The organism is Stenotrophomonas sepilia, assembly GCF_003244875.1.
In the GTDB taxonomy this organism is placed as follows: Bacteria; Pseudomonadota; Gammaproteobacteria; order Xanthomonadales; family Xanthomonadaceae; genus Stenotrophomonas; species Stenotrophomonas sepilia.
Genome location: NZ_LXXZ01000063.1, coordinates 1 through 21,397 on the forward strand (window position 1 = coordinate 1; position 21,397 = coordinate 21,397).

The 21,397-nt window shown below is 68.3% G+C and carries 19 protein-coding genes; 8 read left to right on the plus strand and 11 right to left on the minus strand.

Annotated features, from left to right (window positions below):
• Positions 1 to 137: 137 nt before the first annotated feature.
• Both A7X97_RS12780 and A7X97_RS12785 read right to left on the minus strand, forming a co-directional pair.
• The gene (locus A7X97_RS12780) at positions 138 to 791 is read right to left on the minus strand and encodes a response regulator (protein ID WP_069138296.1); all 654 of its coding nucleotides are present in this window, start codon (positions 789 to 791) and stop codon (positions 138 to 140) included.
• Positions 784 to 3,813, minus strand: coding sequence for a sensor histidine kinase (locus A7X97_RS12785; protein WP_111008018.1), 3,030 nt, complete (start codon positions 3,811 to 3,813; stop codon positions 784 to 786). Before A7X97_RS12785 ends, A7X97_RS12780 begins: the two co-directional genes overlap by 8 nt.
• A gap of 96 nt (positions 3,814 to 3,909) precedes the next feature.
• On the opposite strand from A7X97_RS12785, the gene A7X97_RS12790 reads away from it, so the two are divergent.
• The 7 genes from A7X97_RS12790 to A7X97_RS12820 all read left to right on the plus strand — a co-directional run bounded on the left by A7X97_RS12790 (position 3,910) and on the right by A7X97_RS12820 (position 10,686).
• Positions 3,910 to 4,242: a hypothetical protein gene (locus A7X97_RS12790; RefSeq protein WP_088497894.1), complete on the plus strand. Its 333-nt coding sequence runs from the start codon at positions 3,910 to 3,912 to the stop codon at positions 4,240 to 4,242.
• A gap of 50 nt (positions 4,243 to 4,292) precedes the next feature.
• Positions 4,293 to 4,736: a helix-turn-helix transcriptional regulator gene (locus A7X97_RS12795; protein ID WP_072167487.1), complete on the plus strand. Its 444-nt coding sequence runs from the start codon at positions 4,293 to 4,295 to the stop codon at positions 4,734 to 4,736.
• A complete protein-coding gene (locus tag A7X97_RS12800; RefSeq protein WP_005417006.1) occupies positions 4,733 to 5,389 on the plus strand; it encodes a hydrolase in 657 nt (218 codons plus the stop codon). Before A7X97_RS12795 ends, A7X97_RS12800 begins: the two co-directional genes overlap by 4 nt.
• 2 nt (positions 5,390 to 5,391) lie before the next feature.
• Positions 5,392 to 5,817 carry a DoxX family protein gene (locus tag A7X97_RS12805; protein ID WP_005417004.1) on the plus strand — a complete coding sequence of 142 codons (426 nt, stop codon included), beginning with the start codon at positions 5,392 to 5,394 and terminating at the stop codon, positions 5,815 to 5,817.
• A gap of 119 nt (positions 5,818 to 5,936) precedes the next feature.
• Entirely contained in the window at positions 5,937 to 7,784 is a 1,848-nt protein-coding gene (locus A7X97_RS12810) for an amidohydrolase (RefSeq protein ID WP_172412163.1), read from the plus strand.
• Positions 7,763 to 9,046 carry an alginate export family protein gene (locus A7X97_RS12815; RefSeq protein ID WP_088497892.1) on the plus strand — a complete coding sequence of 428 codons (1,284 nt, stop codon included), beginning with the start codon at positions 7,763 to 7,765 and terminating at the stop codon, positions 9,044 to 9,046. The genes A7X97_RS12810 and A7X97_RS12815 overlap by 22 nt, the downstream gene beginning before the upstream one ends.
• A complete protein-coding gene (locus A7X97_RS12820; protein WP_088497891.1) occupies positions 9,040 to 10,686 on the plus strand; it encodes an MFS transporter in 1,647 nt (548 codons plus the stop codon). Before A7X97_RS12815 ends, A7X97_RS12820 begins: the two co-directional genes overlap by 7 nt.
• A gap of 391 nt (positions 10,687 to 11,077) precedes the next feature.
• Here A7X97_RS12820 and A7X97_RS12825 read toward each other — a convergent pair whose 3' ends face one another.
• Positions 11,078 to 11,902 carry an alpha/beta fold hydrolase gene (locus A7X97_RS12825; RefSeq protein WP_088497887.1) on the minus strand — a complete coding sequence of 275 codons (825 nt, stop codon included), beginning with the start codon at positions 11,900 to 11,902 and terminating at the stop codon, positions 11,078 to 11,080.
• A 186-nt stretch (positions 11,903 to 12,088) separates the two neighbouring features.
• Here A7X97_RS12825 and A7X97_RS12830 point away from each other — a divergent pair, with 186 nt between their 5' ends.
• Positions 12,089 to 12,475, plus strand: coding sequence for a hypothetical protein (locus A7X97_RS12830; RefSeq protein WP_088497886.1), 387 nt, complete (start codon positions 12,089 to 12,091; stop codon positions 12,473 to 12,475).
• A gap of 76 nt (positions 12,476 to 12,551) precedes the next feature.
• Here A7X97_RS12830 and A7X97_RS12835 read toward each other — a convergent pair whose 3' ends face one another.
• The 8 genes from A7X97_RS12835 to A7X97_RS12870 all read right to left on the minus strand — a co-directional run bounded on the left by A7X97_RS12835 (position 12,552) and on the right by A7X97_RS12870 (position 21,379).
• Positions 12,552 to 13,256 carry a DUF2968 domain-containing protein gene (locus A7X97_RS12835; protein ID WP_032954256.1) on the minus strand — a complete coding sequence of 235 codons (705 nt, stop codon included), beginning with the start codon at positions 13,254 to 13,256 and terminating at the stop codon, positions 12,552 to 12,554.
• 99 nt (positions 13,257 to 13,355) lie between these two features.
• Positions 13,356 to 15,506, minus strand: a complete 2,151-nt coding sequence (locus tag A7X97_RS12840) for a TadG family pilus assembly protein (protein ID WP_088497885.1) — start codon at positions 15,504 to 15,506, stop codon at positions 13,356 to 13,358.
• A gap of 8 nt (positions 15,507 to 15,514) precedes the next feature.
• Complete coding sequence (locus tag A7X97_RS12845; RefSeq protein WP_088497884.1) at positions 15,515 to 15,982, minus strand: DUF3613 domain-containing protein; 468 nt, start codon at positions 15,980 to 15,982, stop codon at positions 15,515 to 15,517.
• Positions 15,979 to 16,869, minus strand: a complete 891-nt coding sequence (locus A7X97_RS12850) for a tetratricopeptide repeat protein (RefSeq protein WP_072167498.1) — start codon at positions 16,867 to 16,869, stop codon at positions 15,979 to 15,981. Before A7X97_RS12850 ends, A7X97_RS12845 begins: the two co-directional genes overlap by 4 nt.
• On the minus strand, positions 16,869 to 17,804 hold the full coding sequence (locus A7X97_RS12855; RefSeq protein WP_088497883.1) for a type II secretion system F family protein: 936 nt from the start codon (positions 17,802 to 17,804) through the stop codon (positions 16,869 to 16,871). Before A7X97_RS12855 ends, A7X97_RS12850 begins: the two co-directional genes overlap by 1 nt.
• A gap of 28 nt (positions 17,805 to 17,832) precedes the next feature.
• Entirely contained in the window at positions 17,833 to 18,789 is a 957-nt protein-coding gene (locus A7X97_RS12860) for a type II secretion system F family protein (protein ID WP_088497882.1), read from the minus strand.
• Positions 18,790 to 18,791: 2 nt separating this feature from the next.
• A complete protein-coding gene (locus A7X97_RS12865) occupies positions 18,792 to 20,138 on the minus strand; it encodes a TadA family conjugal transfer-associated ATPase (protein WP_061479830.1) in 1,347 nt (448 codons plus the stop codon).
• On the minus strand, positions 20,123 to 21,379 hold the full coding sequence (locus A7X97_RS12870) for a CpaE/TadZ family protein (RefSeq protein ID WP_088497881.1): 1,257 nt from the start codon (positions 21,377 to 21,379) through the stop codon (positions 20,123 to 20,125). Before A7X97_RS12870 ends, A7X97_RS12865 begins: the two co-directional genes overlap by 16 nt.
• Positions 21,380 to 21,397: the final 18 nt, after the last annotated feature.

Here is a 21,397-nt window from a genome sequence, read left to right on the forward strand (position 1 = left end):
CGTACTTGCAGCGTCCCCGTACTCCGACACCGCCGCGCCATCCCACGGAGAGCGCGCTTTTGATTTTGCTGTTGAAGTTGCCGGCCAGCGGCCGGCACTACCGCGGGTGCAGGGCTGCAAGCCCTGCCGACAACCCCCTAATCGTGACCGCTGTCGTCCAGGCTGATGATGCCGCGCCGCAGCGCCTGGGTTACCGCATGCGTGCGATCACCCACGCCGAGCTTGTCCATCAGGCTTTTCATGTGCGCCTTCACCGTCTGCTCGGAAATCTGCATGCGCTCGCCGATGCGCTTGTTCGACAGCCCTCCGGCCACGTGCCGCAGTACCTCGGTCTCGCGCGGCGACAAGCGATCTTCCACCACGTGCGCGGCGATGCTGGCTGCCACCGCCGGGGGAATCGGTGCGCGCCGGCCGCCGGCGACCATGCGGATGGTGTCGACCAGTTCATGGCGCAGCATGTCCTTCAGCAGGTACGCGCTGGCGCCGGCCTGCAGCGCCCGCACCGCACGTACGTCACCGCGGTAAGTGGTCAGCACGATGATGCGCGCGCGTGGGTCCAGCGCGCGGATCCGCACGATGGCTTCCACACCATCCAGGCGGGGCATCTGCAGGTCCATCAGCACGACGTCGGGCTGCAGCTGCTGGTAGCGTGCGATGGCTTCCTCGCCATCGGCGGCCTCGCCGAGCAGGCGCAGGTCGGCATGAGCGCCCAGCAGTGCCGCCAGTCCATCACGCAGTAGCGGGTGGTCGTCGACCACCAGCACGCCGATCGGGGCAGGGGACTCAGTCATGGTTTTCTCTACTCCAGGGCCAATGCCAACGCGATCGGCGGCGGTGATACAGCCGCCGGGCCGGGACTGCCAGCGCGACTTCGGTACCCAGCCCGGGGCCGGTCCACAGCTGCAGTTCCGCGCCGAGGCGCTGGGCGCGCTCACGCATGCCCTGCAGGCCCCAATGGCCATGGCCGGCGTTCTCGTCGGCAATGCCGGCACCGTCGTCGCGCACGTGCAGCAGAAAACAACGCGTGCCATAGGACAGTTCCACTTCAATGGCACTGGCATTGGCATGGCGCAACGCATTGCGGATGGCCTCGCGCCCGATCAGGAACACCTCTTCGGCCGCGTCGGCCTGCAGCGGTGGCGTCGCGCCTTCCACGGTCAGGCGCAGGGGATTGATGCCATGCCCGGCGTATTCGGCGTGCACATCGGCCAGTGCCGAAGCGAGGTCGCGACCCGCGAACGGCCCCTCGCGCAGCGCATTGACCCGCTCGCGACCCTCGGCCAGGTTGCGCTCGGCCAGCTGCATCGCTGACTCAAGCTGGCTGCGCACCGGCTCTGGTGTCTGCGCTGACTGGCTGATCGCGTGCAGGCGCAGGATCAGGCCCTGGCTACCCTGCAGCAGGGTGTCGTGCAGGTCGCGCGCGATGCGTTCGCGCTCGCCATTGCGTTCCTGCAGGCGCGCGCGGAACAGTGCGGCCAGCTGCCCGCTGCGGATGCGCACCGCCAGCACCAGCAGTGCAAGCACGGCGGCGGTGCACAGCAGCTTGAACCACACGGTCTGCACGAAGGTGGGAGCGATGCGGAAGCTGCGGCTGGCCGGTGCGGTGCTCCAGATGCCGTCCTCGTTGGCGGCTTCCACCTCGAACCGGTAGCCGCCGGGCGCGAGGTTGGTGTAATACGCACGTGTGCTGCTGCCCGCGTCCTGCCAACCATCATCCACGCCCGACAGGCGGTAGCGGTATCGGTTGCGCTCCGGACGTGCCAACGACAGCGCCACGTAATCGATCTGCAGCTGGCTGGTGCCTGCCGGGAGGCGCAGGCCATCGCGTAGCGGCGCGTGCTCGCTGCCATACAGCACCTCGCCGATACGCACGCTGGGAGCCATCGTATTGACGTGCGAGCGGGTGGTGTCCAGCCAGGCCAGGCCCTGGTTGGTGGCCAGCCACAGCAGGCCGTCGTCGGCCAGGGCGGCGGTGGAGATCGGTCCGCTCTGCAGGGCGATGCCGGGCATGCCGTCGATGGCATCGAACAGGCGTGGCGTCACTGGCAGGCCGGAGCGCAGGGCACGGCGCAGCAACCCGCTTTCCATCCGTACCAGGCCACGGCTGCCGTTGAGCCACAGGTGTCCATTGGCATCGGCGACCATGCCGGTGATGCCTTCCAGTACGCCGGCCATGTCGGTGCGCACCGGAACGAACCGGCCGTTGCCCAGCCGTGCCGCCAGCCCCGCTTCGCCGGCGACCAGCAGAAGGTCCCGGTGGTGCAGCATCGCAGTGATCGGCCCTACCGACAGGCCGTCCCCGGCGCCGAAGCTCTCGGTGCCATTTGCACCCAGGCGGCGCAGGCGGCCATCGGCATAGCCGAGCAGCAGCTGGCCATCGGCATCCAGCGCCAGCGATGAGCAGGCCTGCTCTGGCAGGCGGATTTCACGTTGCCACTGGTCATGCTGGTAGTGCAGCACCCCGCGTTCTCCGGCGCAGACCCAGGCCTGTCCGTCATCGGGGAACAACAGGGCATGCAGCGGCTGCCCGGTGAACGGCGCCGGCAGCGGGATCAATGTGGTGCGGCCGGCGACCGTGCGCGCGAGGTTGACCCAGTCGAACTGCCAGATCGGCGTGGGTGCCTGGCGCGCGGCGGCCTGCAGCTGCGTGGCGCTGCCATCCAGCAGGGGGCGCCGCAGGTCGTAGGGCTTGAGGTCTTCGCCATAGCCATACACGCGCCCATCGCTGGCCCGTACCAGCGAGCGGTAGGGATCGCTCGGGCCGACCACCAGGGCGTGCACGCTGCGTGCGCGGAAGCGGTTGAGGCCGAGATTGGTGCCGACCCAGAGATTGCCTTCGCGATCGACGATGATCGGCACTGCCGATGTGGCGGTCAGTCCTTGCGGCGTATCGAAGCGTTCCATGCGCACGGCCCGGGTGCCGTCGAAGGTGATGCGGGCGACGCCGCCGTGCGGGCTCATCGTGGCCCACAGCGCGCCATCGGCAGTGAACTGCAGGCGCGCAGCAACCAGTTCCGGCAACCGCCGCGCCTCACGTTCGCCGGCCGCCAGCAGACCCTGCGCGTTGGCCAGCGGCGAGGTGCCGCGCACCCGGTCGGCCAGCCATACTTCACCCTGCGGGCTTTCGGCCAGCGTCGCCATCTGCGAGACCGCGATGCCGGTGTCCTCGAACGCGGTCTGGCCCGCCGCACGCATCCAGATCTTCAGGTCGGCCAGCACCCAGAACCTGCCCCGGCTGTCGTGCAGCACCCACTGCGCACGGCGCTCTGGCAGGCCGGCAGCGGCCGGCAGTGGCTGCCAGCGATGTCCGTCAAAGCGGCGCAGCCCGCCATTGATCGCCGCCCAGAGCTGGCCCTGGCGATCCTGGCTGAAGCGTGGGACCACGCCGACCGGCACCCCCTGCTCGCGGCCGTAGCTGCGCAGCTGCCCATGCGTGAACTGGCTGATGCCGGCCTGGAAGTAGCCGATCCACAGCGCACCGCCGACGGCATGCGCCAGCGTGACCATGTTGGTGGACGGGAACTGGCTGCCGGCGGGCGCCGCCTGCCGTTCGAAGCGTCGGCCATCGAAGCGGTACAGGCCCGAGCCGGTAGCCAGCCACAACAGGCCTTCGCGGTCCTGGGCAATGTCCCAGATATCGCCTGGCGCGCCCTGGCCGACACGCCAGGCAGTGTGCTCGTAATCGGGCAGCCCGCCGCTCACCGGCGGGCGCTGCACGGCAAAGGCGGGCAGGGAGGTCAACAGCAGCAGGCACGTCAGCAGCGTCGGCAGGCGACGCACGGACGGGAAGGGGCGGCCACGCATGGCGCGCATTCTGGCAGGTGTGGGGCAGTCCGGGGTGACCCGAACGGGGTAGGCGGCGTGCGTCGGCGTCCGTTATCACGCCGGCATGCCCTCCGGAGCCCCGCCATGCAGCGCCTGTTCGTGATGTTCCCCGACCGCGGTCCGGGCATCGGCCTGCTGTGGTTGCGGTTGTGCCTGTCCGCTGCGCTGTTGATGCCCGGCATGCAGGCGGGCGGGTGGTCGGCGTTGTGCCTGCTGGCAGTGCTGATGCTCGTGCTGGGTGCGTTGACGCCGCTGGCGGCGCTGATGGCGGCCGTGGGCATGTTCGCGCAGCAGGCGCCGTGGCCGCAGGCGGCGCTGCCATTGGCGCTGTTGATGCTGGGCCCTGGCGCCTATTCATTGGATGCGCGGTTGTTCGGGCGCCGCCTGCTCGGCCGTCGGCCTCCCCCATTCGGGTAGGTGCTGGCCTCGACCGACGGGGGTAGGGCATCACGCAGGGGTCACGCACCATGGGGCACCCCTTCGCGGCGTCCCGCATGGCCACCCTCTTCCCGCCTGATCCGCCCGCCGCTTCACTGGCACCGCAACAGGCCGCCGCGTTGCAGCGCGCCCTGCGCTATGTCGATGAGCATCTGTCGCAGCCGCTGCGGGTGACCGAGCTGGCGGCGGCCGCCTGCGTCAGCCGCTTCCATCTGGTACGCCTGTTCCGCGCCGGTACCGGCGCCAGCCCGCTGCGCTATGTCCGCCGCCGTCGCATCGAGCGCGCGCGCGAGCTGCTGCCGGGCGCGCAGCTGCCGATGGCCTGCCTGGCCCAGCAGCTGGGCTTCTTCGACCAGAGCCATTTCGTCCGCAGCTTCCGCGCGGAGACCGGCTGCAGCCCCGGCCAGTACGTTGCCGGCGATGCCGCCCTGTTGCATCCCCTTGATCGTGTTTCCAACGGAGTCCACCCATGAGCCTTGCCACCGCCACTCCCGCCCCGGCGCTGCTGTCGCCGACCGACCACGCCCTGGTGCTGATCGACTTCCAGTCGCAGATGGCGTTCGCCACCCACACCATCGACATCTCCGCGCTGCGCAACAACGTGTCGCTGATCGGCAAGGGCGCCAAGGGCTTCAATGTACCGGTCGTGCTGACCACAGTCGCCGAAGCGTCGTTCTCCGGGCCGATGTTCCCGGAACTGCCGCAGATCTTTCCGGGCCAGACGGTGTTCGATCGCACCTCGATGAACACCTGGGAAGACCAGCCTGTGATCGATGAGATCAACCGCATCGGCAAGCGCCGTCTGGTCATCGCCGGCCTGTGGACCAGCGTCTGCATCGTCGGCCCGGCACTGTCGGCGCTGGCGCAGGGCTTCGAGGTGTATGTGATCACCGATGCCTGTGGCGATGTCAGCGAGGAAGCGCACGAGCGTGCGATCACCCGCATGGTGCAGGCCGGCGCGGTGCCGATGACCAGCGTGCAGTACCTGCTCGAACTGCAGCGCGACTGGGCACGGGGTGAAACCTACGACCTGACCACCGGCATTGCGCGCGACCACGCCGGCGGCTACGGCATCGGCATCCAGTACGCCAAGCGGATGTTCGGTGCGCAGGAAGGCGGGCACTGAGCATGGTTGCCGGCCATGGCCTCGACCTGGCCCTGCTGATGCTGCGCGTGGCGGCAGGAGGCTTCCTGCTGCCGCACGCGCTGGGCAAGCTGTTCGGCTGGTTCGGGGGGCCGGGGCTTTCCGGCTTCGCCACCGAGCTGCGCGGTTTCGGGCTGCCGGCAGTGGCACCGTTGCCATTGCTGTTGGCCTTGCTGCAGGTGTTGTCCGGGCTGGCCGTGCTGCTGGGGTGGCAGACCCGCATCGCTGCGCTTGCAGCGGCTGCCTTCATCGGCTTCACCGTGCTGTTGGCCCTGCCCAAGGGCTGGTTCTGGATGCGCGGCGGCAGTGAGTACCCGTTGATGTGGACCACGGTGCTGCTGGCCCTCGCGCTGGCCGGCCCCGGCGCCTGGGCGCTGGACGGCCAACGCTTTCCGGGAGAATTCGCATGAGTCACGATCCCCTCGATCACGGCCGCCGCAACGTGGTGCTGGCCAGCGGCGCCGCTGTTGCGCTCGGCCTGGCAGGTCGTGCCGGTGCCGCACTCGATTCCACTTCCAAGGAGCGTCGCATGAGCACGCTGGTCATCCGCAATGCCCGCATTACCACCCTCGACCCGCAGCAGCCGCATGCGCAGGCGCTGGCTGTACAGGAAGGCCGCATCGTGGCCGTCGGCAGCGACGAGGAGATCATGCGCGGCTGGGGCAATGAAGCGACCTTGATCGACGCCCAGGGCCGGCGCCTGCTGCCCGGCCTCAACGACAGCCACACTCACCTGATCCGTGGTGGCCTGAACTACAACCTGGAGCTGCGCTGGGACGGCCTGCGTTCGCTGGGCGACGCCCTGGACATGCTGAAGGCCCAGGTAGACCGTACTCCCGCGCCGCAGTGGGTGCGCGTGGTCGGTGGCTTCACCGCCGCGCAGTTCAACGAGAAGCGCCTGCCGACGCTGCAGGAGCTCAACGACATCGCACCGGATACGCCGGTGTTCCTGCTGCACCTGTATGACCGCGCACTGCTCAACCGCGCCGCGCTGCGCGCCTGCGGCTACAGCAAGGACACACCGGATCCGCCGGGTGGCCAGATCGTGCGCGATTCGCTGGGCAACCCGACCGGGCTGCTGCTGGCCAAGCCCAATGCGCTGATCCTGTACGCCACGCTGGCCAAGGGCCCGCGCCTGCCGATCGAATACCAGGCCAACTCGACGCGCCATTTCATGCGCGAACTGAACCGGCTTGGCATCACTTCGGTGATCGACGCCGGCGGTGGCTTCCAGAACTACCCCGAGGACTACCAGGTCATCGAGCAGCTGCATCGCGATGATCAGCTGACGGTGCGCATCGGCTACAACCTGTTCACCCAGAACAAGGGCAGGGAAGTGGATGACTTCCGTGGCTGGAGCGAGATCCTGCAGCCGCGCCAGGGCGATGACCTGCTGCGCCACAACGGCGCGGGCGAGATGCTGGTTTTCTCTGCCGCCGACTTCGAACTGTTCAACGAGCCGCGCCCGGAACTGCCGCCGGAGCTGGAGCCCGAACTGCACGACGTGGTGAAGCTGCTGGTCGAGAAGCGCTGGCCGTTCCGCATCCACGCCACCTACGACGAGAGCATCACCCGCATCCTGGATGTATACGAACAGGTCAACCGGGAGGTGCCGTTCGATGGCCTGCACTGGTTCATCGACCACGCCGAGACCATCACTCCGCGCAATATCGAGCGCATCCGCGCGCTGGGTGGGGGTATCGCCGTGCAGCACCGCATGGCCTACCAGGGCGAGGCCTTCGTCGAGCGCTACGGCGTGCAGGCGGCACGGCACACGCCGCCGGTCAGGCGCATGTTGGCCGAGGGCGTGCCGGTGGGCGCAGGCACCGACGCCACCCGCGTGGCCAGCTACAACCCGTGGGTGGCGTTGTCCTGGCTGGTGACCGGGCGCACCGTGGGCGGGTTGGCCCTGTATGGCGAGGAAAACCTGCTCGAACGCGAGCAGGCGCTGCGCCTGTGGACCCAGGGCAGCGCCTGGTTCTCCGGCGACGAAGCAGTGAAGGGGACATTGACGGTTGGTCAGCTGGCCGACTTCATCCTGCTCTCGGCCGATTTCTTCCGCGTCGACGACGCGCAGATCGCCGACATCACCAGCATGCTGACCGTGGTCGGCGGGCGCATCGTGCACGCCGACGGCGATTATGCTGGGCTGGCGCCGCAGCTGCCGCCGGCGATGCCGGACTGGTCGCCGGTCAACCGGTTCGGTGGTTACCATGTCGGCGGTGCTGCCACCGGGTTGGCAGCTGCCCATCGCCACCATCACGGTGTGGCCTGCAGTACGCATGGTGCTCACGGGCATGCCGCGCAGCATGCGGCGCCCACCGATGACCTGACCGCCTTCTGGGGCGCGATGGGATGCTCGTGCTTCGCGTTCTGAGCCTGGCGCTGCTGTCCGTGCCCTCGCTGGCGCTGGCCTGCGAAGGCGGCCGCTGCAGCGACGCGGGCAACGGCGAGCTGCAGCTGGACGCATCGCTGCGCCTGCGTGGCCTGTACTACGACCCGACCCGGTTCGGTATCGGCGGCGGCGAAGATGGCTATGGCCTGCTGCGTGCACTGGCTTCGGCCACCTATGTGGAGGACACCTGGCAGGCAAAACTGCAGCTGGGCGTGCATGCCGAGAATGGCAAGGCAGGCGGCCCGGGCCGCACCGACCGTGGTGCCTTGGACGTGCAGCAGGCGTACTGGCGCTGGCAGCGCGGTGGCTTCCATGTGCAGCTCGGCCGGCAGGAAGCCGGCTATGGCAGCTCGCGGCTGTTGTCGGTGCGCGATGGGCCGAACATCCGCCTGGCCTTCGACGGTGCGCGCCTGGGCTGGAAGGGGCGGCTCGGCACGCTTGACCTGATGGCCCTGCGGCCGGTCGAGAACCGGCCGGGTGCCTTTGATGATCGCAGCGAACACGGTGCGCACCTGTGGGGTGCCTATGCCACCGCGGCACGCGGGCAGGGCGTGGGACAGTGGGATCTGTACCTGCTGGACTACCGCCGCGACGGTGCGCGCTTTGCGGCGGGCTCCGGAACCGAGCGCCGGCAGACCCTCGGTGCACGCTGGTTCGGCCAGGTTGGTGCACTGGACTGGAACAGCGAGCTGGTGGCGCAGGGCGGTGAGCTGCGTGCCGCCACCGGCACCCTCGACATCCGTGCATGGACGCTGGCGACCGACACCGGCTGGCGCTGGAGGGATGTGCCGCTGCAACCGCGCGTGGGCCTGAAGGCCGACGTCGCCAGTGGCGATGGCAACCTGCACGACCGGCGATTGGGCACCTTCAATGCACTGTTCCCGAAATCGGCCTACTTCAGCGAGGCCAGCCTGCTGGCCCCGGCCAATCTGATGGACCTGCAGCCGACCCTGTCCCTGCGCCTGCACGACGCGGTGACGACGGAACTGGGCGTACAGGTGGCCTGGAAGCATCGTCGTGCCGATGCGGTCTACACCACGCCGGCGCCGCTGGTGGCGTTGCCGGGCAGCGCCGGTGGCGCGCGCCGCATCGGCACCCAGTACAAATCCGAAACCCGCTGGCAGGCCAGCGAACACTGGCAATGGCAGCTGCAGCTGGCCTGGGTCGACGCCGGTCCTGCACTGAAGCAGGCTGGAGGCCAGGACACGCTGTTCGCCTCGATCGTTGGAGCATGGCAATGGTGAACGCAACCGCGTCGCAACCCCCCGTACAGGCCGCAGGGGCCTGGTCCCCGCTGAAGATCCAGATGTTCCGTTCGATCTGGCTGGCGATCCTGGCCAGCAACATCGGCACCTGGGTCAATGATGTGGCCGCCGCCTGGGTGATGGCCGAGCGCACCGGTTCGCCGTTGATGGTGGCCCTGGTGCAGTCGGCCACCACAGTGCCGATCGTGCTGCTGGCGCTCGCTGCCGGCACCCTGGCCGACATTGTCGATCGTCGGAAGTACCTGTTGGCGACCCAGGGCTGGATGCTGCTGGTGGCCGCAGCGATGGCTGCGTTGACCGCGATGGACCTGCTGACCCCGCAGTTGCTGGTGCTGCTGACCTTCTGCATGGGCTGCGGTGCGGCGATGGCAATGCCCGCGCAGGCCGCCATCGTCTCCGAACTGGTGCCGCAGCCGATGCTGGCCTCGGCGGTGGCGCTGAACTCGATCGGCATCAATATCGCCCGTTCGATCGGCCCGGCCATCGGCGGCGTGATCGTCGCCCAGCTGGGTGCGGTCTGGGCGTTCGGCTTCAATGCCATCACCTTCGCCGCAATGCTGTTCGTGGTGTGGGGCTGGAAGCGCGACCCAAAGCAGTCGAGCTTGCCGCCGGAAGGCTTCGGTGCCGGATTGAAAGCGGGCCTGCGCTACGCCAGCCGTGCCGGACGGCTGCAGGCGGTGCTGATCAAGTCGGTCGGCTTCTTCTTCTTCGCCGCGGCAATGAACGCGCTGTTGCCGGTGGTGGTGCGTGGGCAGATGCAGGGTGGGGCGGGGCAGTACGGCATGCTGCTGGGCTGCATCGGCATCGGTGCAGTGGGCGGTGCGTTGCTGCTGCCGAAGCTGCGCGCACAGCTGGATCGCGACCTGCTGGTACTGCTGGCGACGTTGTCGCTGGCCCTGAGCCTGGTCGGGCTGGCGCTGACCCGCAGCTGGTACGTGCTTCCGGCGGTGATGCTGGTCAATGGTTTTGCGTGGATCACCGTGCTGTCGTCGCTGCAGATCGCTGCGCAGACTGCGGTTCCGGCATGGGTACGTGCGCGTGCGCTGGCGCTGTACATCATGGTGTTCTCTGCCGGCATGGCCGCCGGCGGCCTGAGCTGGGGCGCGCTCGCTCAGCGCACCTCGCCCGAACTGGCGTTGCTGGTGGCAGCGGCCGGTGCGGTGATCGGCGGATTGCTGGTGTGGCGCGTGCGCATCGCCGGCACCGAGGACCTGAACCTGCGCCCGGCCGGGCACTGGCCGGCACCCGAGCTGTCGGTGCCGGTGTCGAACGATCGAGGCCCGGTGCTGGTCACCATCGAGTATCGCATCGATGATGCTGATCGTGCCGCGTTCCAGGCGCAGATGCGCGCGATGGGATCCATCCGTCGTCGCGACGGTGCGGTGGTCTGGGGCGTAGTCGAAGACGTGGCAACACCGGGAATCCACCTTGAGTATTTCGTGACCCCGTCCTGGCTGGAGCACCTTCGCCAGCACGAGCGCATCACCGCCGACGACAAGGCGATCCAGGAAGAACTACGCGGATTGCATCGGGGAGAGCGCGCGCCGGTGGTGCGCCACTTCGTGGGTGGCCATGATCCGCTGCCCGCCTCCGTGCCACATCACCATGCCGACATCTGAGCCGTCGCGGCTAGAGCCGGCCGCTCGCCGGCTGCGCAGGATCGCGATGGATTGATCGGGGTGCCGGCCAGTGGCCGGCACTACCGAAGGGGCGGCGGTTGACCTGCCAGTGGTAGAACCGGCCGCTGGCCGGCTGTGCAGGATCGCGAAGGATTGATCGGGGTGCCGGCCAGCGGCCGGCACTACCGAAGCGGAGGCGGTTGACCTGCCAGCGGTAGAGCCGGCCGCTGGCCGGCTGCGCAGGATCGCGACGGGTTGATCGGGTTGCCGGCCAGCGGTAGAGCCGGCCGCTGGCCGGCTGCGCAGGATCGCGATGGATTGATCGGGGTGCCGGCCAGTGGCCGGCACTACCGAAGTGGCGGCGGCACCGTTGCGGCGCCGCCGCGATACCTCACTTGCGTGCGAATGCCAGCAGGTCGGCGTTGAACTGGTCGGCGTGGGTGATGGTCAGGCCATGCGGCGCACCGGCGTACACGTTCAGTTCGGCATCCTTGATGATCTGCGAGGACAGCTTGGCCGAGGCATCGAACGGCACGATCTGGTCGTCATCGCCGTGCACGACCAGCGCCGGCACGTCGATCTTCTTCAGGTCCTCGGTGTAGTCCACTTCCGAGAATTCGTGCACGCAGTCGTACTGGCCCTTGACGCCACCGAGCATGCCCTGCAGCCAGAACGCATCGCGCATGCCCTGGGTGACGTTGTTGCCATCCCGGTTGGCGCCGAAGAACGGGGTGGTCAGGTCCTTGAAGAACTGCGAACGGTCGCCGCCGGTACCCTTGCGGATACCGTCGAAGACCTCCAGCGGGGTGCCGGCGGGGTTGCCAGCGGTCTTCAGCATCAGCGGCGGCACGGCGCCGACCAGCACCACCTTGGCCACGCGCGCGCTGCCGTGGCGGCCGATGTAATGGGCCACTTCACCGCCGCCGGTGGAATGGCCGACCAGGATCGCGTCCTTCAAGTCCAGCGCTTCGATCACCGCGGCCAGGTCATCGGCATAGGTGTCCATGTTGTTGCCGTTCCAGGTCTGGCTGGAGCGTCCGTGGCTGCGGCGATCGTGGGCGACCACGCGGAAGCCGTTCTGGCCCATGAACAGCATCTGCGGATCCCAGGCATCGGAAGACAGCGGCCAACCGTGGGCGAACACGATCGGCTGGCCGGTGCCCCAATCCTTGTAGAAGATGCGGGCGCCATCGGCGACGGTGACGAAGTTGCTCATTGCAGGTTCCTTGGCGGAAGGGAGGGAAGGCTTCGGCAGGATGCCGGTGCCTTCGGCAGTACAGCGCAGGCGCAGGCGACCGACTTGCACGGCTGTGCTGGATTGCATCGGATGTGACGCGTATCGCTCTGGCAGGACGGGAGCCGTATGCCGAGGATGAGCGCAGCCCGCCACAGGAACGCACGGATGCCCGCCATGCGATGGTCGCTGATGCTGTGCCTGCTGCTGCCCATGGCAGCGCCGGCACAGACCCATGTCTACAAGTGCGTGGATGGACCGCACCCGGTCTACCAGCAGACACCCTGCCAGGGGCGCGCCGCATGGCGCTGGGACGTGCCCGCGGAGCAGTCATTGTCCCGCGGCGCTGTGGCGCCAGCGGCCTCGACACCGAAGCCATCGCCCCGGCCACGGCGTGCGGCGCGGGCGCACGGTGCGCTGATCACGATCAGCACGGATGCGGCGGCCTGCGAGCGTGCCCGGCGTCATCGCGAGCAGGCGTTGCTCAAGCGTCGGCGCCTGGATTTCGTGCAGCGCCGGCAGCTGGATGACGCGGTCTACGGCGCCTGCCAGTGACGCGGGGACGCTGAAGTGCCGAAAACGACAACGGCGCCATAGGGCGCCGTCGCGTGGAGTACCGTGAGTGCAGCTCTCAGCGACCGTCGCTGGCGGCCGCCGGTGCGGGCACGCTGTCCGGCTTGGGCAGGCTCAACTCCGGGTTGCCCTGTTCGGCCTGCAGGATCTGGATGCGGCGCTGCAGGGCGTCCAGCTGGCTGTTGGTGCTCTGCACGTCGGTGCTGAGGCTCACGGCCTGCTGCTGGGCCTGCTGCAGGGCGGCGCTGACCTGAGCCGACTGCGCCTGCTGCTGTTCCATTTCCTGCTGCAGGGTACGCAGGCGTTCCTCGTTGTAGGCCACCAGGCGCTCGGTGTAGCGCTTGCCGGCTTCAAGGCGGGTGGTGTCGATGTAGACCTGGGCCAGCTGTTCGGACTGCTGCGCGAAGGTGCGATAGACGCGCTCGGCGTTGTCCACCGCATCGGTCTTGATCACCCGCCAGAAGTTCTTCTCCTGGAACAGGGCGACGTAGTAGGTCAGGGTGTTGGCATTGAACAGCAGGCTGGCGCCGTAGTTGCCGTTGTAGGTGGTGCGCAGCTCGGTCAGCTGGCGCGAGTCCATCAACTGCTTGAGTTCGTCCACGGTATTGCGCACCACCGGCGCGCTGCGCGCCGGTTCGGCTGCCGCCTCACGGTCGCCACGTGCAGCCATCGCTGCCGGTGCCACCAGCATCATGACCACGGCCAGCACTGCCGCGCTGCGCGCGTGCCGGGCAAAGACCGCGCCCCCTGAAGTTTCTCGCATGTCTAGACCATCCACGGATGAGTGTGGGTTGATATGAAGGTGGTTCCCCGCCGGGAGTCTAGCATGGGTGTGGGCGCCGCCAAGGGCGCCCGTCACGGGTCAGTAGACCAGCTGTGCGGCGCTGCACTGGATCGACTGCACGTTGACGTCGGTCCGGCCCAGTTCAAGGCCCAGCACGCTGGCCAGCAGGTTGGTCAGCAGGGTGCCGACACTGTTGAGCACCGGCCGCAGTGCGGCCAGGATCGGCTTCAGCACGGTGCACAGCAGGCCGCTGCAGCTGACGCTGCCATCGGGGTTGGTGACACCCGTTCCCCCCGCACCATCGAGAAAGCCGGCCGGTGCGGTCTGGATGTACGACGCCAGATTGTTGCGCACGCAGCCGTTGTAATCGATCAGGTTGCCGAGCAGGCTGTCGCAGCGGTTGATCAGCAGGCCGCCGACCAGCGAGCCAAGCAGGCCATCGAGCAGGCCCAGGCCCTGGCCGGTCACGGTCGTCCTGTAACCGGTCCACACCGAACCGTCTTCCCAGCAGGTGGTCAGGCCCAGCAGGCAGGGCTTGGGGACGCCATTCTTCACCGTCCAGTTGCCCAGCGGGGCGAGATTGCGTGCCGGATCGCCATCGCGCAGCAGCGGGATGACCTGGTCGACGTTGTAGCGTCCGCCAGTGGGAAAGGCCGCCTGCAGGTAGCGATCGGCCAGCGCCTTGGCGGTGTCGTTGGCGTTCATGCCCTGCTTGGGCGAATTGAGCATGCCCGACAGCACCCGTAGCAGTTCGTTCACCAGGCTCGACACTGCGTCACCGATCGCGAGCGGGTTGAACCGGGTCGAGCCGGTCTCACCGGCGGCCAGGGTCAGGGTCTGCGTGCTGGTCAGGGCAGGCAGGGTAATCCTGTCGTTGATCAATGGTTGGCCCAGCAGCTTCAGCAGCTGTTCGTCCTGCAGCGTGGCGTCGCAGACATTGGCCTTGGAGAAGCGCTGTGCAGGGTCGACATTGCCGACGCAGGCGCGCAGCACCGACGAGTCCACCTGGATCGTGGCCTTGGGTGGATTGCCGCCGCACTGGATGCCGGTCAGTGTGCCCATGCCGTTGGCCACGTCGACGTGCACCGGCAGGTGCAGGCGCGTGCCAAGCAGGTTCAGCAGCGGCCCCAGCGCGAACAGGTTGTTGCTGTCCACGTCCGCCATCAGCCGCACCTGCGCGTTGTAGGCACGGCTGCCGACACCGCCGATGGCGATCGATGGCGGCTCGACCACGCCTGCCTGGATGCTGATGCCCAGCAGGTCCAGTCCCTTGACCGCCACGCCGTTGCCATCGTTGGCGATGGAGATCGCGGTGCTGATCAGGTTGAGCACGTTGATCTGTGACTCCAGTGCGCTGCCGACGGTGCCGTCGGGCGAGACAACTTCAGCAAACAGGCCACCGCCGCCGGACTGGCTGCCAAGCACGATGTTGAGCTTGTTGATGTCCAGCTGGGTGGCAACCAGATCGGACAGGGCGCGCAGCTGCACCCCCACTGCGGAGTCACGGCCGACCACGGTGGCAGTAGCATCTACCAGCTGTGCCAGCGAAATCTTGTTGACCGACAGCAGGCGGTTGAAATCGGCCACGCTGAGGTTGGCGCTTACCGGTATGTTGAGCGCTTTCAGCAGGCCGGACGGAGTCACGTTGGCCTGCGCCAGGCCGTCATAGGACAGCACCGTGGCATTGGTGACGTCCAGGCCAACCAGGCGCAGGGTGGACAGCAGCACTGAATCGCCATTGGTCCGTAGCAGCTGCGAGCCGACCGCAAACACCGCGGTGGGTTCGGCACGGCGCGCCACGGCCTGCACGCTCACGGTGGGCAGGCCGGAAGTCTGCCCGAAGAAGGGCAGCACGCTGCGCTCGGCGATCACCTGAACGGCATTGCGGGGATTGCTGGCATCGACGCTGGTGACGAAGCGGGTGCCGGTGCCACGGCTGGCGCTCCAGTTGCCGCAGCGGATCTGCAGGGTGCCTGCGAACCCGTTCTGGGCCACCGCATTCTGCCGGGCAGCGCTGTTGTCGCTGTTGTCCGGGCTGCACAGCTCCAGTCGCTGTGCGCCGGCCAGAGCGGCAAGGTCGGCCACCTTCTGCGCATCACGCTTGGCCCAGAACAGATAGCCGATCTCGATCAGGCCCAGCATGGCCAACAGCGCCAGCATGACCAGCATCATCGTGACCGACATGCCGCCGCGTGCGCGGCTGAAACTGAACTGGCGTGGGCGTTTCATGGCCGACCTCAGCGTCCGGAGGAGGAGGCGTCCTTGGACCGGGAGACATCGGTCTCAAAGAAGTCCGGGATCTCGTGTTCAAAGCTCTTCAGGTAACGCGCATAGCTCAGCGTGGCCTGGTCACCCAGGATCGGCAGCCGCTGGCCGGCCTGCTGCCCGGAGGCCTGCAGGCGGAACAGATTGCGGGTCGCCTCGCCGCTCTGCAGGCGTGCACGCGGTGCGGCGGGCGGTGCTGGTGCGACGTCGTTTGCGACGGTTGCCGGTTGCGCGCCAGTCACCTCGGCGGATGCGGCCGGTGCGGCCAACTCCACGGTGGGGAGCGGTTCGGCCTGCATGGGCACCGTGGCCGCTGGCGACGGCGAGGGGCCACCGAGCATCTGTCCGGTCAATGGCTGTTGCTGCGCCTGCACGGCACCGGCAACAAGCAGGCAGCACAGCACGGGCAACAGGCGTCGGATCTGGCGCATCGTGGTCATGGTGTGCTTCCGGTCGGGTGGTCGGTGGCGCTGAAGCGTTCCAGCATCGAGGGTGGCAGGCGCTGCGGATCGCGTTGGTCGCGCGGGTCGCGGTGGGGTTCGCCCGCCAGCCGTGCGCCGCCCGATGCACGAGCGCCACTCTCGACGCTGGCCGTATGTGCAGGTGTGGCTGCGTTGGCGGCAGCAGCGGCCTGTCGTTGCTGCAGGCGCGTCCGGATCTGCTGGGCCTGCTGCTGGATGCTTCGGCGCGTTTCCTCGTTGAGGCTGGCCTGTGCCGATAGCCGCTCCGCCGTGGCCTGGTCGCCGCGCAGTACCGCCCAGAGTGCAAGGTTGGCCGTTGCCTTGGCGTTGCCCGGTGAAAGCTCCAGGGCCTTGGCCAGCGGCTCGCGGGCCTGATCGAACCGGCCGGCACGCAGCCGTGCATAGCCCAGGTCGCCAAGGTAGTCGGTGTTCAAGGGCTGCAGCTGCGTAGCGCGCGCCAGGGCCTGTTCGCTGCCGGCATCGTCGTCGCGACGTGCGGCGATCAGGCCCAGGCCATGTGCCGCAGCGGCGGCCTGCGGCCCGCTGGACAGCTCGCGATACAGCGCGACCGCCGCGTCGGTCTGGCCGGTCTCACGCAGTGCGTCGGCCTGCAGCAGGCGCAGGGCAGGACGATCACCATAGCGCTGGCGGAAGGCCTCCACATGGGCCAGCGAGGCATACCAGGCGCCCTGCTGCTGCATGCGTTCGATCAGCTCCAGATAGGCGTTGCGGCTGTCCTGCGGATCGGGTTCCGGCGGCGCAAGGCTGGGCGCCCGCACATACTTCGGCGTGGTCGAGGCGCAGCCACTGGCCAGGGCGGCGAGGGTGACGGCAAGCAGCAGGCAGGAGGTGTGCAGGGGAGGCATCAGGGGGATCCCATCTTGGACAGGGTGGTGGCCAGCGCGACCAGCGCCGGGCCGGCAAGCACCAGCATCAGTGCCGGCAACAGGGTCAGCATCATCACCACGGTCATCTTCACCGAGAGCTTGCCGACCTTTTCCTTCAACGCGTTGCGGCGCTGTTCGCGCAGGCGGAGGCTGAACTGGCGCAACGGCTCCTGCACTGCGCCGCCGTGCGCATGCACCTGCAGGATCAACTGCATCAGCCTGGCCAGGTCATCATCGGCGTAGACCTCGCTCAGCCGCCGCAATGACTGCGCGCGCGTGCGGCCATGGGTATAGGCCACATTGGCTTCCTGCAGTTCGCCGCCGAGTACCGGCAATGCATCGCGCAGCTTGTCGCCCAGCGTCTGCAGGCTCTGGTCCATGCTGAAGCCCACGCCCTGCAGCAGGCGCAGCAGGTCGATCAGCAGGGGCAGCTCGTTCTCGACCGCACGGCGGCGGCGCTTGACCCACGACGACAGCACGAACTTCGGCAGCAGCAGCCCGGCCGCCAGCGCACCGATCACCACCATCACCTTGGCAAGCCCGTGCGCGCTGCTGAACGCCAGCGCCAGCGCCAGCACCAACAGGGCAAGCAGCAGGCGCAGGCCGAGATAGATCGCGGTGCCGCGGCGCGTGTTCCAGCCAGCCAGGTCCAACAGCAGCTTGTCTTCGTTGGCAAGCAGTGCGGCCTCCAGGCGGCCGCCACTGAGCGAGCGCCCGAAGCGCTCGATCCAGCCCAGTGAGTCGCGGCGCGTGGCCTCGGTGTCGCGGCCTTCTTCACGCGGCTGAAGGGCGGTTTTCAGTGTGGCTGAGGTGCGGTGCTCGCGATGGCTGCGCACCCAGCCGGCGATACCGAGCAGGGCGACGCCGGCTGCCAGCACCAGCAGCGAAAGGGCGAACCAGGCGCTGGCGCTCATCGGGCACCTCCGGGGCGGCTGCGGGCGGTCATAGCGATTTGGCCAGGCGGTACAGCAGGAACGCCCCGAGCAGTTCCAGGCCCAGTGCGATCAGCAGGATCCTGTGACCGAGCGGGTCGTGCAGCACCGGCTGGAAGAACGCCGGGCTGGAGATCGCCATCAGCACCGCACTGGCGGGTGGCAGCAGCCCCAGCACCCAGGCCGACATCCGTGTTTCCGAGGTGGTGGCCGCCAGTTCCTGCTGGGCCTGTTCCAGGTCGCGCATGAAATCGCCCATGCGTTGCAGGATCTGGTCGGCGCGGCCACCGATGCGCACGCTCACGCCGATCACCACTGCCAGCACCTTCAGTACGTCCATCCGGTACGGCTGCGCGGCCAGGCTCAATGCACGATCCAGGTCCATGCCGCTGCGCGCATAGCGCACCGTGGTGTCGAGCAGGCCGCGCAGTGGCGCGCTGGTCTGCATCGAAGACACCTGGAACGCGGCCTGCAGGCTGTTGCCCAGCGCGGTGAGGCGGACCAGGTTGTCGAGAAAGTCCGGCATCTGGTGCAGCAGCTGCGCGCGCAGCTTCGTGATCCGGCGCATCACCCACAGCCAGCAGCCCAGCAGGTACAGCAGCAGGGTCAGCGGAAACATCCAGGCCGTGCCCAGCCGCATCGCCGCCACGACCGCAAGCACCAGTCCCGGCACCAGCAGCATCAGTGGCAGCTTCCAGCCCGGCTGAAGGCCGGCGCGCTGCAGGACACCGTCCCACGGCAGTACACGGGTTCCGGCGCTGGCCGGGCGGGTCGAATCGTTGGCCGCCGCAACGGCAGGCCCGGCCGGTACCGCGCCGGCCGCGCTGCCGCGCGCCAGCTGTTGCTCGGCATGCTGCAGCGAGGCCTGGCGCTGCTCACGGCTGGCGGCGGTGCCCCATAGCCAGACGGCCAGCGCCAGCAGCACCGAGATGATGCTCAACACGCCCAGCAGCAGGCCGGTGCCCATGCTCAGAAGTCCCCGTAGAGCGATTCACGCAGTTGCTGGCGGAACGGCTCCAGCTTGTGCGAGTGCGGATGGAAGCCCAGGCCGATCCAGCGGTCGGTCTCGCGGCCGGCGGCGTCGATCTGCACCTCGTGGCGGAACATTTCCTGGGTGGTGATCAGGTTGTCACTGACCCCGGTGATCTCGGTGATCGAGACCAGCACCCGGCGCCCGCTGCCCAGCCGCGAGATCTGGACGATGAAGTCGATGGCGCTGGCAATCTGCCGGCGCAGGCTGTCCTCGCTGCCCTGGAAGCCGGCAAAGCCGGCCAGCATCTCGATGCGGTACAGGCAGTCGCGCGGCGTGTTGGCGTGGATGGTGGCCATCGATCCGTCATGGCCGGTGTTCATCGCCTGCAGCATTTCCAGCACTTCCGCGCCACGCACTTCGCCGACCACGATGCGGTCCGGGCGCATGCGCAGACTGTTGCGCACCAGGTCGCGGATGCTGACCGCGCCCTGGCCCTCGGCGCCACCGATGCGGCTTTCCAGGCGCACCACGTGCGGATGGTTCAGCGAAAGCTCGGCGGTGTCCTCCACGGTGATGACGCGCTCGCTGGGTGGCACGTAGCTGGCCAGTGCGTTCAGCAGCGAGGTCTTGCCGGAGCTGGTGCCGCCGGAGACCAGGATGTTGCATCGGCCCAGCACCATTGCCTTCAGCAGGGCCTGCATCGGTGCGTCGAAGGTGCCCTTGGCGAGCAGTTCGTCGGGGGTGAACGGGTCCTTGCGGAACTTGCGGATGGACACCATCGGCCCGTCCACCGCCAGTGGCGAGATGATCGCGTTGAGGCGGCCGCCGTTGGGCAGGCGCGCATCGACCATCGGATTGGAATCATCCAGCCGGCGGCCAAGCGGCGCGAGGATGCGGCGCAGGATGCGCAGCAGGTGGGTGTCATCGGTGAAGCGCTGGGTGGCACGCCGGAGCTGGCCACCCTGCGAAACGTGCACGTCCTTGAAACCGTTGATCAGGATGTCTTCGATGGAGGGGTCGTGGAGCAGGTCGTCCAGCGGGCCGAAACCGGTCAGCTCCTTGACCAGGCCCTCGGCAACCACCTGCATCTCTTCTTCGTTGATCGGGATGCGCCATTCCTGGATGAAGCCCACGGTCTGTACCTGCACCCAGCGGGCGATGGTATCCGGGGCCCAGGAATCGATGTCGATGCGCTCGTCCTCGATGCTGTTGAGCAGGTGCTCATGCGCGGCCGACAGCACCTTCTGGTACTGCTCGGTCTGTGCGAACGGCAGGTGGCCCGGGCTTTCGTGCAGCAGCGGGCGGGCAACGGCATGCGGGAACGGGGTTACCTTGTCTTCCATTGCGATCCACCCAGGGCAAGGGAGAGTCTTTCCCGCAGGCCATGCGGCTGGACCGGGCAGGCAGCCGGGTCCAGCCGTGACACAAGCGGGGCGAGGGCACGCAGGTAGGGATCGCGCGGCGCATCCTGCAGCAGCAGGCGGCCCTGGCTGGCGGCAAGGCGCACACGCGGTCGTTCAGGCAATGTCGCCAGCAACGGCAGTTCGAAGCGGCGTGCGATCTGTTCCGGGCTCATGCCGCTGCTGTCGTCGTGGCGGTTGATCACCAGTTGCAGGCGTTTCTCGCGCTCGCGCTGGCCTGCAAGATGCTTCAGTGCCTGGTCCAGCGAGACCAGCGTGGCGATCGACGCATCGGTGACCAGCCAGATCTCGTCTGCCTGGTCCAGCAACAGCGGCGGCAGCTGCCGCAGCGGGCAGCCGCCGGCATCACACAGCACGCTGGCGAACACCCCGCGCAGGCGCTGCAGCAGCGCGCCAGGGTCGGACGGGGGCACGGCATCACTGCCGCCGGCACGGTCCAGCAGCACCAGCCCGGAGTCATGGCGCGCCATCGCGGTGCGTGCAAGGGTGGCGTCGATGCGGCTGGCGTTGCGCAGCGCATCCTCGTAGTGGAAGCGGCTGTCGAGATTGAGGTACAGCGCAAGGTCACCGGCGGGCTGCGCCAGTTCCATCAGCAGGCCGTCCTGCTGCACTGCATCGCCCTGGGCGAGGGCCCGCGTCTGTTGCGCCAGCACCGAAATATGTGCGGCCAGGGTACTGGTGCCGACGCCTGCGCGCACGCCCAGCAGCACGATCAGGCGCGCCTTGTGCGCGTGCTGCGCCACCGCGGCCGGGCGCGGTGACAGCGCACGCCGCAGGGCCGCCTCGATGCCGGCGTTGTCACTGTCCAGGTCCAGCACATCGCGCAGGCCGGCGCGCAGCGCGATCACCACGCCTTCGACCTGGCCGGCGCTGGTGGCGCCGACCGCGACCAGCGCCAGGTCCGGTTGGGTCTGCTGCAGCTGCTGTGCCAGCACGCTCGAGGCAGCCGCGTGCTCGGGCCGGAAGTCAAGCAGCACCAGGCTCTGCGGGCCGCGTTGCAGGTCCTGCGCAGACGTCGGCGCACTGCTGTCCTGCCAGTGCAGGGTGGTGGTCGGCGGCAGCTTGGCGGCCAGCCGGGGCAGCAGTTCGCGGTCAATGCCGTACAGGACCAGGTTCATCGGCGGTCCTTGCGGATGCAGCGGCTGGGCGGTGGCGTAGGGCATGGGCGTGGTTCCGCAGGC

Bases quoted from the DNA above. Each gene is read 5' to 3' on its own strand.
- A7X97_RS12780 (WP_069138296.1), bottom strand. From the start codon at position 791: ATGACTGAGTCCCCTGCCCCGATCGGCGTGCTGGTGGTCGACGACCAC.
- A7X97_RS12785 (WP_111008018.1), bottom strand. From the start codon at position 3,813: ATGCGCGCCATGCGTGGCCGCCCCTTCCCGTCCGTGCGTCGCCTGCCG.
- A7X97_RS12790 (WP_088497894.1), top strand. From the start codon at position 3,910: ATGCAGCGCCTGTTCGTGATGTTCCCCGACCGCGGTCCGGGCATCGGC.
- A7X97_RS12795 (WP_072167487.1), top strand. From the start codon at position 4,293: ATGGGGCACCCCTTCGCGGCGTCCCGCATGGCCACCCTCTTCCCGCCT.
- A7X97_RS12800 (WP_005417006.1), top strand. From the start codon at position 4,733: ATGAGCCTTGCCACCGCCACTCCCGCCCCGGCGCTGCTGTCGCCGACC.
- A7X97_RS12805 (WP_005417004.1), top strand. From the start codon at position 5,392: ATGGTTGCCGGCCATGGCCTCGACCTGGCCCTGCTGATGCTGCGCGTG.
- A7X97_RS12810 (WP_172412163.1), top strand. From the start codon at position 5,937: ATGAGCACGCTGGTCATCCGCAATGCCCGCATTACCACCCTCGACCCG.
- A7X97_RS12815 (WP_088497892.1), top strand. From the start codon at position 7,763: ATGCTCGTGCTTCGCGTTCTGAGCCTGGCGCTGCTGTCCGTGCCCTCG.
- A7X97_RS12820 (WP_088497891.1), top strand. From the start codon at position 9,040: ATGGTGAACGCAACCGCGTCGCAACCCCCCGTACAGGCCGCAGGGGCC.
- A7X97_RS12825 (WP_088497887.1), bottom strand. From the start codon at position 11,902: ATGAGCAACTTCGTCACCGTCGCCGATGGCGCCCGCATCTTCTACAAG.
- A7X97_RS12830 (WP_088497886.1), top strand. From the start codon at position 12,089: ATGCCCGCCATGCGATGGTCGCTGATGCTGTGCCTGCTGCTGCCCATG.
- A7X97_RS12835 (WP_032954256.1), bottom strand. From the start codon at position 13,256: ATGCGAGAAACTTCAGGGGGCGCGGTCTTTGCCCGGCACGCGCGCAGC.
- A7X97_RS12840 (WP_088497885.1), bottom strand. From the start codon at position 15,506: ATGAAACGCCCACGCCAGTTCAGTTTCAGCCGCGCACGCGGCGGCATG.
- A7X97_RS12845 (WP_088497884.1), bottom strand. From the start codon at position 15,982: ATGACCACGATGCGCCAGATCCGACGCCTGTTGCCCGTGCTGTGCTGC.
- A7X97_RS12850 (WP_072167498.1), bottom strand. From the start codon at position 16,869: ATGCCTCCCCTGCACACCTCCTGCCTGCTGCTTGCCGTCACCCTCGCC.
- A7X97_RS12855 (WP_088497883.1), bottom strand. From the start codon at position 17,804: ATGAGCGCCAGCGCCTGGTTCGCCCTTTCGCTGCTGGTGCTGGCAGCC.
- A7X97_RS12860 (WP_088497882.1), bottom strand. From the start codon at position 18,789: ATGGGCACCGGCCTGCTGCTGGGCGTGTTGAGCATCATCTCGGTGCTG.
- A7X97_RS12865 (WP_061479830.1), bottom strand. From the start codon at position 20,138: ATGGAAGACAAGGTAACCCCGTTCCCGCATGCCGTTGCCCGCCCGCTG.
- A7X97_RS12870 (WP_088497881.1), bottom strand. From the start codon at position 21,379: ATGCCCTACGCCACCGCCCAGCCGCTGCATCCGCAAGGACCGCCGATG.